Annotated in this window: 14 protein-coding genes; 2 read left to right on the forward strand and 12 right to left on the reverse strand. The window is 69.2% G+C overall.

Going from position 1 to position 13,656, the window contains the following annotated elements:
* Complete coding sequence (lysS, locus tag KHB019_RS07630) at window positions 1-1,554, reverse strand: lysine--tRNA ligase (protein ID WP_337458568.1); 1,554 nt, start codon at window positions 1,552-1,554, stop codon at window positions 1-3.
* 106 nt (window positions 1,555-1,660) lie between these two features.
* On the opposite strand from lysS, the gene KHB019_RS07635 reads away from it, so the two are divergent.
* Entirely contained in the window at window positions 1,661-3,457 is a 1,797-nt protein-coding gene (locus KHB019_RS07635; protein WP_337458569.1) for a DUF2207 domain-containing protein, read from the forward strand.
* 4 nt (window positions 3,458-3,461) lie between these two features.
* Here KHB019_RS07635 and KHB019_RS07640 read toward each other — a convergent pair whose 3' ends face one another.
* From KHB019_RS07640 to hpt, 10 genes are all read right to left on the reverse strand, one after another.
* Complete coding sequence (locus tag KHB019_RS07640; protein WP_337458570.1) at window positions 3,462-4,151, reverse strand: DUF2520 domain-containing protein; 690 nt, start codon at window positions 4,149-4,151, stop codon at window positions 3,462-3,464.
* A complete protein-coding gene (locus tag KHB019_RS07645; RefSeq protein WP_337458571.1) occupies window positions 4,141-5,943 on the reverse strand; it encodes a PH domain-containing protein in 1,803 nt (600 codons plus the stop codon). Before KHB019_RS07645 ends, KHB019_RS07640 begins: the two co-directional genes overlap by 11 nt.
* On the reverse strand, window positions 5,940-6,524 hold the full coding sequence (locus tag KHB019_RS07650) for a PH domain-containing protein (protein ID WP_443193197.1): 585 nt from the start codon (window positions 6,522-6,524) through the stop codon (window positions 5,940-5,942). Before KHB019_RS07650 ends, KHB019_RS07645 begins: the two co-directional genes overlap by 4 nt.
* Entirely contained in the window at window positions 6,481-6,963 is a 483-nt protein-coding gene (locus KHB019_RS07655; RefSeq protein WP_337458572.1) for a DUF3180 domain-containing protein, read from the reverse strand. Before KHB019_RS07655 ends, KHB019_RS07650 begins: the two co-directional genes overlap by 44 nt.
* A complete protein-coding gene (gene folK, locus KHB019_RS07660) occupies window positions 6,960-7,472 on the reverse strand; it encodes a 2-amino-4-hydroxy-6-hydroxymethyldihydropteridine diphosphokinase (protein WP_337458573.1) in 513 nt (170 codons plus the stop codon). Before folK ends, KHB019_RS07655 begins: the two co-directional genes overlap by 4 nt.
* A gap of 11 nt (window positions 7,473-7,483) precedes the next feature.
* Window positions 7,484-7,849 carry a dihydroneopterin aldolase gene (gene folB / locus KHB019_RS07665; protein ID WP_230101592.1) on the reverse strand — a complete coding sequence of 122 codons (366 nt, stop codon included), beginning with the start codon at window positions 7,847-7,849 and terminating at the stop codon, window positions 7,484-7,486.
* Window positions 7,850-8,644 (reverse strand): dihydropteroate synthase, encoded by a 795-nt coding sequence (folP, locus tag KHB019_RS07670; protein ID WP_337458574.1) that lies wholly within the window; start codon window positions 8,642-8,644, stop codon window positions 7,850-7,852.
* A complete protein-coding gene (folE, locus tag KHB019_RS07675; protein ID WP_337458575.1) occupies window positions 8,641-9,234 on the reverse strand; it encodes a GTP cyclohydrolase I in 594 nt (197 codons plus the stop codon). Before folE ends, folP begins: the two co-directional genes overlap by 4 nt.
* Window positions 9,235-9,236: 2 nt before the next feature.
* Window positions 9,237-11,252: an ATP-dependent zinc metalloprotease FtsH gene (gene ftsH / locus KHB019_RS07680; protein WP_337458576.1), complete on the reverse strand. Its 2,016-nt coding sequence runs from the start codon at window positions 11,250-11,252 to the stop codon at window positions 9,237-9,239.
* A gap of 66 nt (window positions 11,253-11,318) precedes the next feature.
* Window positions 11,319-11,870, reverse strand: a complete 552-nt coding sequence (gene hpt / locus KHB019_RS07685; protein WP_230101596.1) for a hypoxanthine phosphoribosyltransferase — start codon at window positions 11,868-11,870, stop codon at window positions 11,319-11,321.
* Window positions 11,871-11,954: 84 nt separating this feature from the next.
* Between hpt and KHB019_RS07690 the strand changes: the two genes are divergently transcribed.
* A complete protein-coding gene (locus KHB019_RS07690) occupies window positions 11,955-12,557 on the forward strand; it encodes a DUF937 domain-containing protein (RefSeq protein ID WP_230101597.1) in 603 nt (200 codons plus the stop codon).
* 86 nt (window positions 12,558-12,643) lie between these two features.
* On the opposite strand, the gene tilS is transcribed toward KHB019_RS07690, so the two are convergent.
* Window positions 12,644-13,636 (reverse strand): tRNA lysidine(34) synthetase TilS, encoded by a 993-nt coding sequence (tilS, locus tag KHB019_RS07695; RefSeq protein WP_337458577.1) that lies wholly within the window; start codon window positions 13,634-13,636, stop codon window positions 12,644-12,646.
* Between the last annotated feature and the right edge of the window lie 20 nt (window positions 13,637-13,656).

Below are 13,656 nucleotides of genomic sequence, written 5' to 3' on the forward strand. Positions count from 1 at the left end.
CTACTTGACGAGCGGGAAGAGGATCGTCTCGCGGATGCCGAGTCCAGTGATCGCCATGAGCAGACGATCGATGCCCATGCCCATGCCACCGGACGGCGGCATGCCGTGCTCGAGCGCACGCAGGAACTCCTCATCCACGCGCATGGCCTCGACATCGCCCTTCGCTGCGAGCTTCGCCTGCTCGACGAACCGCTCGCGCTGGATGACGGGGTCGACGAGCTCGGAGTATCCGGTCGCCAGCTCGAACCCGCGGATGTACAGGTCCCACTTCTCCACGACACCAGCGATCGAGCGGTGCTCGCGCACCAGAGGCGACGTGTCGACGGGGAAGTCCATGACGAACGTGGGGCGCACGAGGTCGCCCTTCACGAAGTGCTCCCACAGCTCCTCGATGAGCTTGCCGTGGATGGCGTGCGGCGGGATGTCGACGCCGCTCTCCTCGGCGAACGCGATGAGGTCGGCGACGTCGTCCTGCGGGGTGAACGTGCGCCCCGCAGCCTCGGACAGCGACTCGTACATCGAAATGCGGTCCCACTCGCCGCCGAGGTCGTACTCGGTGCCATCGGCCCAGGTGACAGTGGTCGAACCGGAGACGGCAACGGCCGCCTGCTGCACGAGCTCCTGCGTGAGCTCGGCCATCTGGTTGTAGTCGCCATAGGCCTGGTACGCCTCGAGCATCGCGAACTCGGGGCTGTGTGTGGAGTCCGCGCCCTCATTGCGAAAGTTGCGGTTGATCTCGTAGACGCGCTCGATGCCGCCGACGACGGCGCGCTTGAGGTAGAGCTCAGGCGCGATGCGCAGGTAGAGCTCGGTGTCGAACGCGTTCGAGTGGGTGATGAACGGACGAGCGGATGCCCCGCCGTGCTGCACCTGCAGCATCGGCGTCTCGACCTCGAGGTAGTCGTGCGAACCGAAGGTCGCGCGCAGGCTGGCGTTCACCGCGGCGCGGGCGCGAACGGTGGTGCGCGCCTGCTCGCGCACGATGAGATCGAGGTAGCGGCTGCGGACGCGGCCCTCCTCGTTGAGCTCGGCGTAGGCGTTCGGCAGCGGAAGGATCGCCTTGGCGGCGATCGCCCAGTCGTCGGCCATGATCGACAGCTCGCCGCGGCGGCTGGAGATGACCTGTCCGTGGACGAAGACGTGATCGCCGAGGTCGACGAACTCCTTCCAGCGCGCGAGCGAGTCCTCGCCCACCTCGGCGAGCGAGATCATCGCCTGGATGCGCGAGCCGTCGCCGGCCTGCAGCGTGGCGAAGCAGAGCTTGCCGGTGTTGCGGCTGAAGACGACGCGGCCGGCGATGCCGACCACGACGCCCGTCTCGGCGCCGGCCTCGAGCTCGCCGTACTCCGCGCGCAGCGCGGGGATCGCGTGCGTGACGGGCACGCCGACCGGGAATGCGCCGCCGCCGGCATCCGTCCGCTGTTCGATGAGGCGCTCGCGCTTGGCGAGACGGACGGCCTTCTGCTCGTGCACTTCGGCAAGCTCAGCACGGCGGATGTCTTCGCCGTCGGCGTCGTCGGGGGCGGGCGTGGGCGCGTCGGGCGCGGTGGTCATGGCGGCTCCTTGGAAGTCGCGTTCGAGTTTACCGGGCGGGGCTGAGCGCCCTGCCCGGCGTTCCCAACCTGCCCTGTGCTCTCAACCCGGCAAGTACGCTCGAAGCATGCGCCTCCGCTCCCTGATCGTCGCGGCCGTCGCAGCGGGTGCGCTGCTCGCGGGCTCTGCCGCAGCATCGGCCGCACTTGCGCACGCGGACGTGGACGACTTCGACTTCTCGTCGTGGGACGCGACCTTCGACGTCGGGATCGACGACGAGGGTCGGGCGACGCTCCACGTGACCGAGACGCGGGTCGCCGAGTTCCCCGAGTCCGACCAGAACAAGGGCATCGTCGCCGGCTTCCCCGAGCGCTACCAGGGGGCGAGCCTGAGCACGACGATCCTCTCGGTGCGCAACGAGAACGGCCAAGATGTCGCGTACGAGACCGACGAAGACGACGGCGTCCTGTACGTCCTGACCGGCGACGACGAGTACGTCCACGGCCCGACGACCTATGTCATCGAGTACGAGATGCGCGACGTCGTCCTCGCCGCATCCGGGACGAAGGTCGACGAGTTCTACTGGGATCTGCTCCCCCTCGACAGCACGCAGGACATCGGCCGGTTCGACGCGACCGTCCGCTTCGACGAGACCCTCGGCGAGCAGCTGACCGGCGACGCGTCGTGCTACCAGGGCGCAGAGGGATCGACGGCGACATGCGACCTGGTCCGCTCCGGCGACACCTTCACGGTCTCGGCCGATGGGCTGTCGGCCGGCGAAGGCCTCACGGTCGCCATCGCGCTCGAGCCGGGCACGATCGCGCAGCCGCCGGCCCGTCTGCCCAACGCGGCGACCGATGTCGTCCCCTACGCGGTCGGAGGCGGCGCTGCGCTGCTGTCGGCCGGCGGATGGCTGGCGACGCACCTCATGATCCGGCGGCGGCGGCGCGGCACCGGAATCGTGGTGGCGCAGTACGACGTGCCGGACGCCATGCCGCCGCTGCTCGCGAGCACCATCATCCCCTCGACGAAGAATCCCCTCACGGCGCAGATCATCCATCTCGCCGTGCGAGGAATGCTGCGGCTGGAGGACGTGCCGGAGGAGGGTCAGAAGAAGCGTCGGCCGCGGCTGCGCCGGCTGGATGCTCCGATTCCCGACCCTCTCGACGGCCGCGCGTTGAAGGCGCTCTTCGGCAATGACGAAGCAGGCGTCGTGATGAAGCTGCCGAAGAACAGCAAGTCGTTCGCGACCCGCATCCAGGGGCTGCTGACTTTCGCCGCACGCGAATCGGAGAAGCGCGGCCTCACGACGAATGCCCGCAGCACGATCGCGCGCGTCGTGCAGGTGCTCGCCCTCCTGGCCTTCGCCGTCATGCTCGCGCTGCTGATCTGGAGCCTCGCTGCCGGGCGCGACTCGGCTGGTCCCGTGCTGTTCGCGACGGTGGCGTGCGCGGCGCTGCTCATCACCTCGAGCATCGTCACGTTCTCCGCCCACACCGTCCTCACGCGCGAGGGCGCGCTGCAGCTCGAGTACCTCGAGGGCGTGCGGGAGTTCATCCGCGTCGCCGAGGAGGACCGGCTGCGGATGCTGCAGTCGTACTCCGGCGCCGAGCGCCGCAGCGACGGGAGCATCGACGTCATCCACCTGTACGAGCGCCTGCTGCCGTACGCGATCCTGTTCGGGCAGGAACGCGAGTGGGGCACCGTGCTCGAGAACGCGTACACAGGGGCGGGGCAGCATCCGGGCTGGATCGACGGCTCGGGTTTCGCCATCGGCACGCGTCTCGCACTCATCTCGTCCGCCGCTCGCACGTCGTCGGTGTACTCCTCGCCGTCGAGCGGTAGTTCATCCGGGTTCGGCGGATCCGCCGGCGGCGGGTTCTCCGGCGGGGGAGGCGGCGGAGGCTTCTCCGGCGGCCGCTGAAGACTCAGATGGCCGGCGGGTCGGATGCTTCGCGCAGTGCCGTCTCGATGGTCGACTGCACGAGCGCCGACAGGTAGCCGCCGGGGTTCTCGACGCCGACGCCGCGCAGCAGCGACGTCGACTGTCCGATGATCGCGCGCGAGAACTCGGATGCTGTGGCGATGGCCTCCGCGTACGCGGCGCGGTCGTCCTCGTCGATCACGACCGGCTCGCAGCCGAGCTCGACCGCGAGCGCCTGCGCGATCGGCAGCACCGGCGCCGGAGCGGTCACTGCGGCGAAGCTCGCCTGCAGCTGGCGCAGATCGATCGACGTGCCGGTGAAGGCGATCGCCGGATGCACCGCGAGAGGTATGGCGCCCGAACGCTGCGCCGACTCGAGCACGCCGATTCCGTACGCCGGGTCGGTGTGCAGCACGAGCTGCCCCGGCTGCCACGCCCCGAGCTCCGATAGTCCGTTCACGAGTCCGGGCAGCTCGTCGTGCGGCACTGCCAGTATCACCAGCTCGCTGCGCCGGAGGATCTCCTCGGCATCCAGCACGGGAACGCCCGGAAGGATGCCGGCGACCCGATCGTCGTCCGATCCGCTCGTGATCCCCGTGATGGCGTGCCCGGCGCCGCCGAGCGCGGCGCCGACCACCGGACCGACGCGACCGGCGCCGATGATGCCGACGCCGAGACGGCCGTCACGCCTCACGCGACTCCTCGCCGCCGGCAGGACCAGAGCCGCCGATATCGGCCGAGAAGCGGTGCCCTGGGTCCACGGTGCCGTCCACGACTCCGTCGTTCATCGCAGAGGCGTTCATTGCAGAGGCGTTCACTGCGGAGGCGTCCACCACGTACTCCTCCGACGCCCAGCGGTGGCCGTGATCGCGCTGCACGGCAGCGGACGCGCGATGCGCGATGTCGCCCAGCGACCCGTTGATGACCGCGCTCTCGATGCCGACGACCTCGCCGAGCACGGGACCTGTGACATTGTGCGCCTTCAGATATCCGACCCTCTGGAGGCGGTCGATCGGCCCCTGCTGAGCGGAGATCCCCTGCAGCCGCGCGAGGGGGAACACCGCGAGCTTCCGCCACATGACGCCGCGGCGCAGCATCAGGGCGAAGTCGGTCACGACGAATCCGTGGCGCTTCCAGGAGAAGGGTCGACGCCACCAGGCGCGCCGGGCCATGACCTGGTACGGGTCGTTCTGCTGCGGGCCCTGGATGCCGTGCTCCCAGACGAGCGGCCGGTCCTCGACGGGGAGGTCGGGAAGGATGAGCTCCATCACCCGCTGCACGTCGGCCGCGACGCCGACTGGCAGCACGATGTTGAACTGCTGCGCGGTGCTGGACTGCTGCTGGGACAGGCTCTTGCCGCTCATGCGATTGATCTTGATCGCCCACCAGCCGAACGGCCGCCACAGCAGCGACTGCGTGACCTCCGCGGCGAAGATGCGGCCCGGTGGGATCGTCTCGGTGATCGTCGTGAACAGACCGTAGGTGATCCGCACGCCGTCCGGGGTCGGGGCGATCGAGTAGCGGAGCGACTTCGAGATCTGCGCCCAGGTGATCGCGACCGCGGCGATCACGAACGGGATGCCGATGCCGAGCGAGATCCCGAGGACGCCGAACCAGGCATCCGGGCCGCCGTCGGACAGGATCGCGGGGACCGTGAATGCCATCGTGATGCCGAACAGCACGAGGAAGAACAGCAGCCACAGCACGCCGGAGAGCAGTTGCGCCCCGACGAGTCGCCCGGTGGGGATCTTCACGACGCTCTCCGGAGCGATGTCCGCGAGGTCGACGCCCTCGATGAGCCCGGTCACACCGTGGTTCATCGATCCGACGAGCTGCGTGCGCAGGTGCCCTGGTGCGGCGGGGGCCCCACCGGCCTGACGGGCGGCACGTGCGGCACGCGCTCCGGATGCCAGTCGCAGGATGTCCGCGCGCACGCCCTCGGCCTTGACGGTGGTGAGGTACTCCAGCGGCACGTTCGCGTCGGTTCCCGCTCCGACGACCTCGAGCTTGGCCATGCCGATCAGCCGCGCGGGGAACGGACGCGTCAGGTTCACGCCCTGCACGCGGTCCAGCGGCGCACGCCGCTGCGAGCGGAAGATTATGCCCTTGCGAACCTCGACGTGCTCCTCCGAGATCCGGAACTGCTGGAACCGCCAGACGACCCAGAACACGGCGATCAGAACGATGAGCACGCCCAGCACGGACCCGAGCGCGATGAGGATGAGGTTGTTCGACAGCACCCAGTCGACCGGGTCGCCGCCGGAGAAGTCCTCGACGTGCGCATCTGGTGCGAACAGGTTCACACCCCAGTAGATGATGCGGTCACGGAAGCTGTTGAGCACGATGCCGGCCACGATGATGAGAACCAGCCCGCCCTTGAACAGCGGGGTCAGCGGGTGCAGCCGGTGCCACTCGCCGTCGGCGAGTGATTCCTCCGCCGGCGGGGGCGTGGGGAGGGTCGGAAGCGGCTGCTCTGGGATGCTCACAGGCCGGTCCGGCGGGTCTCTGCGACGTCGATGAGGGTGTCTCGCAACGCCTCGGCTGCGGCCTGGGTGAGTCCGGGGATCTGCACGCCCGTGGTGGCGGCGGCGGTGACCATCTTCAGCTGCGATACGCCGAACGCGCGGTCGAGAGGGCCGTGCGTGATGTCGACGAGCTGCATGCGTCCGTACGGCACTGCGATGATCCGCTGCCAGAGGATGCCCTTGCGGAAGACGATGTCATCCGCTCGGAGCATGTAGCCGATCGCCCTGGCCTGCCGAGGCAGGATCGCGAGGGTGATGAGAGTGACCGCCGCGAGGATGCCGGCCGGGATCCACACCCAGGTCTGGTGGAGCACGAGTGCGAGGACGAGCGCGACGACGACCAGCAGCGCCAGCAGGATGCCGTTCTGGACGAACTGCGAGGTGACGTATCGCGGTGAGATCTGGTGCCACTCGCCGTCGAGGTCGAGGCGTCCTGCCCCGCGGGGTTCGCGCAGCTTCTCGTAAGTGCCATCGTCCAGCACCGGATTCTCGGGCCGATCAGCGCCCGTCGTCGGTGGCGGGGTCATCGGATTGTCGGTCATCAGGATCCTTCGGCAGAGTGCAGAACTGTTCGGCGACGAGGGCTGCGACCACGAGCACGACCGCACTCGCGACAAGCGCTGCCATCGCCACAGTCGACCCTACCTGGGGTGCCACCGGACGCGACAGGAGGAAGATGAGCAGCCCCGCCCCGAAGCCCGCGACGATCGCCCCGAGCAGGCTGGAAGCTCTGGCCAGAGTCGCCGCACGCATCGCGCTGAACGGGTCGATCCTGGTGCGGGACTTCCCTCGGACGCTGCGGCGCACCGGCCAGGCGAGCCCCAGCGTGGCGGCCGCGAGCAGCAGGAGCAGCAGCGGGAGGAACCCGGATGGTGCGAACGTCGCCCGCCCGCCGGCCGTCAGGAGGTGATCGACGAGGTAGCCGATCCCGCCCCCGATGAGCGCGAGGACGATGAGGACGAGCGGGGATGTGCGCCTCATGCGCGCAGCGTCTCGACGAGGTCCGCGACTCGGCCGTGGCCCGGGAGTTCGGCGTCGGGGTCGAGGCTCAGCCACGGCTCCAGGACGAACAGTCTCTCGGCTGCGCGCGGATGCGGCAGGAGAATGTGCTGGTCGTCGGAGCGCAGCTCCCCGAACGTGATGAGATCGAGGTCGAGCGTGCGATCGCCCCAGCGCGCGTGCCGCTCACGGCCGTGCTCCTCCTCGATGGCGTGCAGAAGACCGAGCAGCACCTGCGGTGCCAGCCGCGTGGTCACCAGGGCCACCGCGTTCACGTAGGCCGGGGCATCCGGATCAGGACCGTCCGGCCGCAGCGCGACAGTCTCGTGCAGGTCCGACAGGCGCACGTCGTCCACGAGCGGGAGGCGGGAGATGCGCTCGACCGCCTTCCGGATCGTCTGCGCACGGTCGCCGAGGTTGGCTCCCAGCGCGACGACGGCGGTCACGGCATCCCGACCGGGGCGAGGATCCGGCGGCGTGATCGGCGGCATCCGAACCATGGTCAGGCTCCGTTCCGGTCGCGGCGGATGGTGACGGCGACGTCGGTGAACGTCAGCGCGATCGGCGCATGCGGCTTGTGCACGGTGACCTGAACGTCCTGCACTCGCACGTCGGCGAGGACGGTGTCGGCGATCCGCTGCGCGAGGGTCTCGATGAGATCGACGGGTTCGCCGGCGACGACGGCCGCCACCTTCTCGGCGAGTTCGCCGTAGTGCACGGTGTCGCTGACGTCGTCGGATGCGGCGGCCGCGGACAGATCCAGGTGCAGCCGCAGGTCGATCGTGAACTCCTGGCCGTTCTCGCGCTCGTGCTCGAACACGCCGTGGCGACCGAAGACCGTGAGTCCGGTGAGGGCGATCTCGTCCATTCACCCCTCCCAGGCGTGCGCGATGGCGAGTGCGTCGCGCGTCGCAGCGACGTTGTGCACGCGAACCGCCCACGCACCGGCTCGAGCGGCCAGAGCGCTCGTGACGGCGGTGGCGAGGTCGCGGCGCTCCTCGGACGCACCGTCGTCGCCGAGCGTTTCGGCGAGGAACCGCTTGCGCGACGTCCCGATGAGCACGCGGTGTCCGAGACCGACGATGTCGTCGAGCCCGCGCAGCACGTCCCAGTTCTGGCTGCCGGCCTTGGCGAAGCCGATACCAGGGTCGAGGATGATGCGCGACGGGGCGATGCCGGCACCCGCCGCCTCGGCGACGCGCTTGCGCAGCTCGCCGGCGACGTCGCGCGAAGGACGCAGGTACTCGGCGCGGGCGTACATGTCGGAGGACGGACCGCGCCAGTGCCCGATCGCGTAGTCGGCGCCGGATGCCGCCACCGCAGCGAGCATGCCAGGATCGGCGAGTCCTCCGGAGACATCGTTCACGATGCGCGCTCCTGCCCGGACGGCGGCCGCTGCCGTCGACGCATTGAGGGTGTCGATGCTCACGACGATGCCGCGCGCCGCCAGCGCCTGGATCACGGGGAGGACGCGCTGCTCCTCGACCGCCGGGTCGACGCGCTCGGCGCCGGGCCTGGTGGATTCGCCTCCGATGTCGAGCACGTCGGCGCCGGCATCCTGTAGCGCGAGGCCGTGCGCGACCGCGCGCTCCGGATCGATGTACCGGCCGCCGTCGCTGAACGAATCGGTGGTGACGTTGACGATGCCCCAGATGTCGGTCATGCGCGGTCGCCTCCCCCGATGAGTGCGATCAGCTCGGCCCGTGCTGTGGACTCGGTGTACTCCCCGCGCGCTGCGATCGTGAGGGTGGAGGCATCCGCCTGGCGGCCTCCGCGCATCGTCACGCAGCCGTGCACGGCATCCATCACGACGAGCACGCCGCGGGTGTCGAGGTTCTCGTCGATGGTGTCGGCGATCTGCTCGCCGAGGCGCTCCTGCACCTGCGGGCGGGATGCGAGAGTCTCGACGACCTTCACGAGAGCGCCGAGGCCGACGACCTGCTCACCGGGCAGATACGCGATGTGCGCGTGACCGGCGAAAGGCAGCAGGTGGTGCTCGCAGACCGAGCGGAAGCGGATGTCGCGCAGCAGCACGGCTCCGGACGGAAGAGTCTCGGGCGCGGGGCCCCTGGACACGCTGATCGTGTGGGCGAGCGGGGCGGCTGCGTCCGCGCCGACTCCTGCGAAGAACTCGTCGTACAGCTCGGCGACGCGCGTCGGGGTCTGCTTGAGCCCAGGGCGGTCGGGGTCCTCGCCGATCGCCTCCAGCAGCTCTCGGGTCAGCCGCTCGATCCGTTCCCGGTCGACGGCCACGATCAGGCCGTCGCCGGGCGCGTGTGCCCAGAAGCGGGAGCGCCGCCTGCCGCGCCACGGGCTGTCGCGGCATCCGCCGTGCCCTCGACCGAGGCAGCGGCATCCGCCGGGATGACGCGCTTGGGCATCTCGATCGGCGGGCGTTCCGAGACCGGGCGGTCGTCACTGGAGAGCCACAGCGGACGCTCGGGCAGCTTGCGCACGTCCTTGAAGATCTCGGCGATCTGGTTGTGGTCGAGGGTCTCCTCCTCGAGCAGGGCGAGGGCGAGACGATCGAGGATGTCGCGGTTGTCGCTGATCACCTGGTAGGCCTCGTCGTGCGCCTGCTCGATCAGCCCGCGGACCTCGACATCGACGCGCTCGGCGACGGACTCGGAGTATTCGCGTCCGCGGCCGTAGTCGCGTCCGGCGAACGGCTCCCCGCCCTCGGAGCCGAGCTTCACAGGGCCGAGCTCGGTGGTCATGCCGTACTCGATGACCATCTTGCGGGCGATGCCGGTGGCCTTCTCGATGTCGTTCGACGCACCGGTGGTCGGGTCGTGGAAGACGAGTTCCTCCGCGACACGGCCGCCCATCGCGTAGGTGAGCTGGTCCTGCAGCTCGTTGCGCGTCACGGAGTACTTGTCGTCGACCGGCATGACCATCGTGTAGCCGAGCGCCTTGCCGCGCGGCAGGATGGTGATCTTCGTCACCGGGTCGGTGTAGTTCATGGCCGCCGCAGCGAGCGCGTGGCCGCCCTCGTGGTACGCGGTGATGAGCTTCTCGCGGTCCTTCATGACACGGGTGCGACGCTGGGGTCCGGCGATCACGCGGTCGATGGCCTCGTCGAGCGCGCGGTTGTCGACGAGCTGCGCGTTCGACCGCGCGGTCAGCAGCGCTGCCTCGTTGAGGACGTTCGCGAGATCGGCACCGGTGAATCCGGGGGTCTTGCGGGCGACGACCTCGAGGTCGACGCTCTTGGCGAGCGGCTTGCCCTTCGCATGCACCTGCAGGATGTGCAGGCGGCCCTTGAGATCCGGGGCGTCCACACCGATCTGGCGGTCGAAACGGCCGGGGCGCAGGAGCGCAGGGTCGAGGATGTCTGGGCGGTTGGTGGCCGCGATCACGATGACGTTCGCGTTCGGGTCGAAGCCGTCCATCTCGACGAGCATCTGGTTCAGCGTCTGCTCGCGCTCGTCGTTGCCGCCGCCCATGCCGGCACCGCGGTGGCGTCCGACGGCGTCGATCTCGTCGATGAAGATGATGGCCGGCGCGTTCTCCTTGGCCTGGTTGAACAGGTCGCGCACGCGGGACGCTCCGACACCGACGAACATCTCGACGAAGTCAGAACCGGAGATCGAGTAGAACGGGGCGCCTGCCTCGCCGGCGACGGCGCGGGCGAGCAGTGTCTTTCCGGTTCCTGGAGGGCCGTACAGGAGCACGCCCTTCGGGATGCGGGCGCCGATGGCCTGGAACTTCGCAGGATCCTGGAGGAACTCCTTGATCTCCTCGAGTTCCTCGATGCCCTCGTCGGCGCCGGCGACGTCGGCGAAGGTGACCGTCGGAGTCTCCTTGTTGACGAGCTTGGCCTTGGACTTGCCGAACTGCATGACCTTGCCGCCACCGCCCTGCATGGACGACAGCAGCCACCAGAACAGCAGACCGAGCAGGACGAGCGGAAGCAGAAGCGACAGGAACCCGTCGAACCAGGTGGCGCGAGGCACGACGTCGTTGAAGCCGTCCTTGGGCTCGGCGGCGTTGACGGCCTTGACGACCTCATCGGCGCGGGCCGTGACGTAGTAGAACTGCACCTGCTCCGAGCCCTCGAAGGCCTTCGACAGCGTCATGTCGACGCGCTGGTCGCCGTCGGTCGTGGTGACCTCGGTGACGGTGGAGCCTGCCAGCAGGTCGAGACCCTCCTGCGTGGTGATCTGCTTGGGTGCGCCGAGGTTGGAGATCAGCAGGAACCCGCCGAACAGCAGCACACCGATCAGCACCACGTACATCAGTGGGTTGCGGGTGATCTTCTTCACGTCCATGGTCCGTTCAGCGTATCGCGAGCACCCTTGGCCCCCGCTGTGATTCGCCCACGGCGTACGGCGTGATCAGGAGTACACGTGCGGCGCGAGCACCGCGACGTCGCGCAGGTTGCGGTACCGCTCGTCGTAGTCGAGGCCGTAGCCGACGACGAAGTCCGTGGGGATGTCGAAGCCGACGTACTTGCAGTCGATCTCGACCTTGGCGGCCTCCGGCTTGCGCAGCAGTGCGAGGACCTCAATCGACTCCGGCCCGCGGGACTCGAAGTTCTCGAGCAGCCAGCTCAGCGTGAGCCCGGAGTCGATGATGTCCTCGACGATGAGCACGTGCTTGCCGTGCAGATCGGTGTCGAGGTCCTTGCGGATCTGGACGACACCGCTCGACTTCGTGCTGGAGCCGTAACTGGAGACCGCCATCCAGTCCATCGGCGCGTGCACTGGCAGTGCACGGGCGAAGTCGGCCATCACCATGACCGCGCCCTTCAGCACGCCGACCAGGAGCAGGTCCTTGCCGTCGTAGTCGCTCGCAACCCGAGCCGCGAGCTCTTCGAGCTTCGCTTTGATCTGCTCCTCTGTGACGAGGATGTCTGCAAGGTCGTCCTGAATCTCAGCCGCGCGCATGAATCGATTTTAGGTGACGGATGCTGTGGGTTCGGCATACTGTGATCATCGAGCGGGCGGATGCCCACGACGGAAGGATCTCCCATGGCTCTTGACGACATCCTCAAGCAGGTTCCGATCGACGACATCGCCGCGAAACTCGGCGTGTCCTCCGACGAGGCGAAGACGGCCGTCGAGCAGGGCGGCGCGGTGCTGCTGAGCGGACTGGCCAAGAACGCGCAGACCGACGAGGGCTCTGCGGCGATCCAGGAGGCACTTCGGCGCCACGAGGGCGCGACGCCGGTGCAGCGCGTCGATGACGTCGACCAGAACGACGGCGGCAAGATCGTCAAGCATGTGCTCGGCGATGACGCCGACCAGGTCGCCGCTCAGCTGAACGCCTCCGAGAAGACGCCGGGGATCGACTTCGGCAAGCTGCTTCCGATCCTCGCCCCGATCGTCATGGGCCTGATCGCGAACGCGACCAAGAACAAGTCGGCCTCCGCCGAGGGCGCACAGTCCGAGGGTGCACAGTCCGGTGGCGGCGGCCTCGGCGACATCATCGGCGGGATCCTCGGTGGCGGGAACTCGTCGTCCGGCGGAGGCGGGATCGGCGACATCCTGGGCGGGATCCTCGGCGGCGGTTCGTCGTCCGGCGGGGGCGGGATCGGCGACATCCTGGGTGGCCTGTTCGGCGGCAAGAAGTAGCGATCGCGTCCCGCTTGTCGTCGAGCGAAGGCGGCACAGCCGCCGCGGACGAAACGGGCTGAGCGAGCGGAGCGAGTCGAAGCCGCCTACTTCGCCGTGAAGACGATCCGCGCTCCGCGGCGTGCAGCCGAGCACCCCGGCAGGTCGATCGGACCCTGACCCGACCAGTCCGTGACCAGGCGCGCCACCTCGAGGGTCTGGGTGCGCGTGAGACTCACGCCGAACTCGCTGTCGACGACGAGGCGGATGATCCGGTTGCGCAGCGCAGCCGGGTTCGCGGCGAGTGCGGCGACGCTGACCGAGATGCCGGCCTCGGCGTGCTCGACGATGTCCTCGATCGTCTCGTGGATCATCTCGTCGAACGCGTCGGCGTCCTCGCGCAGCTGCTCTGCCGTGCGCGCCAGCGCCTCGGCGATGCCGGGGCCGAGTTCGGACTCGAGCACGGGGAGCACGTTCTCGCGCACTCGCACGCGGGCGAACCGCCGCTCGCGGTTGTGCGGGTCGTGCCACGCTTCGAGATCGGATGCCGCGCAGAACGCTTCGGTCGTCCCCCGCCGCACGGCCAGAAGCGGGCGCAGCCAGACCGTGCCGTCGGCATCCTCTCTCCGCGGGGCCATGCCCTGCAGGCTCGCGGCGCCCGAACCCCGTGCGAGGCCGAGCAGGACGGTCTCGGCCTGGTCGTCGAGCGTGTGGCCGAGCAGGACGGCATCCGCGCCCTCGCTTGCGCCGACGCCGCGCAGGGCCGCGTATCGCGCGCCGCGGGCTGCGGCTTCCGGCCCGTCGGCAGCACCGGCGACGTCGACCTTGGTCTGCAGGGCCTCATCGACGCCGACGCCTTCAGCGGCGACAGCCGCTGAAGCGGCGACGAGATCCGACCCCGTCTGCAGTTGATGATCGACGGTCAGGCTCAGCACGCGCATCCCGCGGGCGTGGCCCTCGAAGACGGTCGCGGCCGTCAGCGCGAGGGAGTCGGCACCACCCGAGAGGGCGACGACCACCGTCGCCCTCTCGGGAAGACTCGCGAGCGCGGTGCGCACGGCGAGGCGGATCTCAGCGACTGCGGGGTTCAGTGAGGGCACAGCACCACGCTAGCCGCTGC

It is taken from the genome of Microbacterium sp. KHB019 (genome assembly GCF_037285405.1).
In the GTDB taxonomy this organism is placed as follows: Bacteria; Actinomycetota; Actinomycetes; order Actinomycetales; family Microbacteriaceae; genus Microbacterium.

Excerpts from the sequence above, each read along its gene's own strand:
- KHB019_RS07655 (WP_337458572.1), bottom strand. The coding sequence starts at position 6,963 with ATGAGGCGCACATCCCCGCTCGTCCTCATCGTCCTCGCGCTCATCGGG.
- folK (WP_337458573.1), bottom strand. The coding sequence starts at position 7,472 with ATGCCGCCGATCACGCCGCCGGATCCTCGCCCCGGTCGGGATGCCGTG.
- KHB019_RS07690 (WP_230101597.1), top strand. The coding sequence starts at position 11,955 with ATGGCTCTTGACGACATCCTCAAGCAGGTTCCGATCGACGACATCGCC.
- folP (WP_337458574.1), bottom strand. The coding sequence starts at position 8,644 with ATGACCGACATCTGGGGCATCGTCAACGTCACCACCGATTCGTTCAGC.
- folB (WP_230101592.1), bottom strand. The coding sequence starts at position 7,849 with ATGGACGAGATCGCCCTCACCGGACTCACGGTCTTCGGTCGCCACGGC.
- KHB019_RS07635 (WP_337458569.1), top strand. The coding sequence starts at position 1,661 with ATGCGCCTCCGCTCCCTGATCGTCGCGGCCGTCGCAGCGGGTGCGCTG.
- ftsH (WP_337458576.1), bottom strand. The coding sequence starts at position 11,252 with ATGGACGTGAAGAAGATCACCCGCAACCCACTGATGTACGTGGTGCTG.
- KHB019_RS07650 (WP_443193197.1), bottom strand. The coding sequence starts at position 6,524 with ATGACCGACAATCCGATGACCCCGCCACCGACGACGGGCGCTGATCGG.
- lysS (WP_337458568.1), bottom strand. The coding sequence starts at position 1,554 with ATGACCACCGCGCCCGACGCGCCCACGCCCGCCCCCGACGACGCCGAC.
- hpt (WP_230101596.1), bottom strand. The coding sequence starts at position 11,870 with ATGCGCGCGGCTGAGATTCAGGACGACCTTGCAGACATCCTCGTCACA.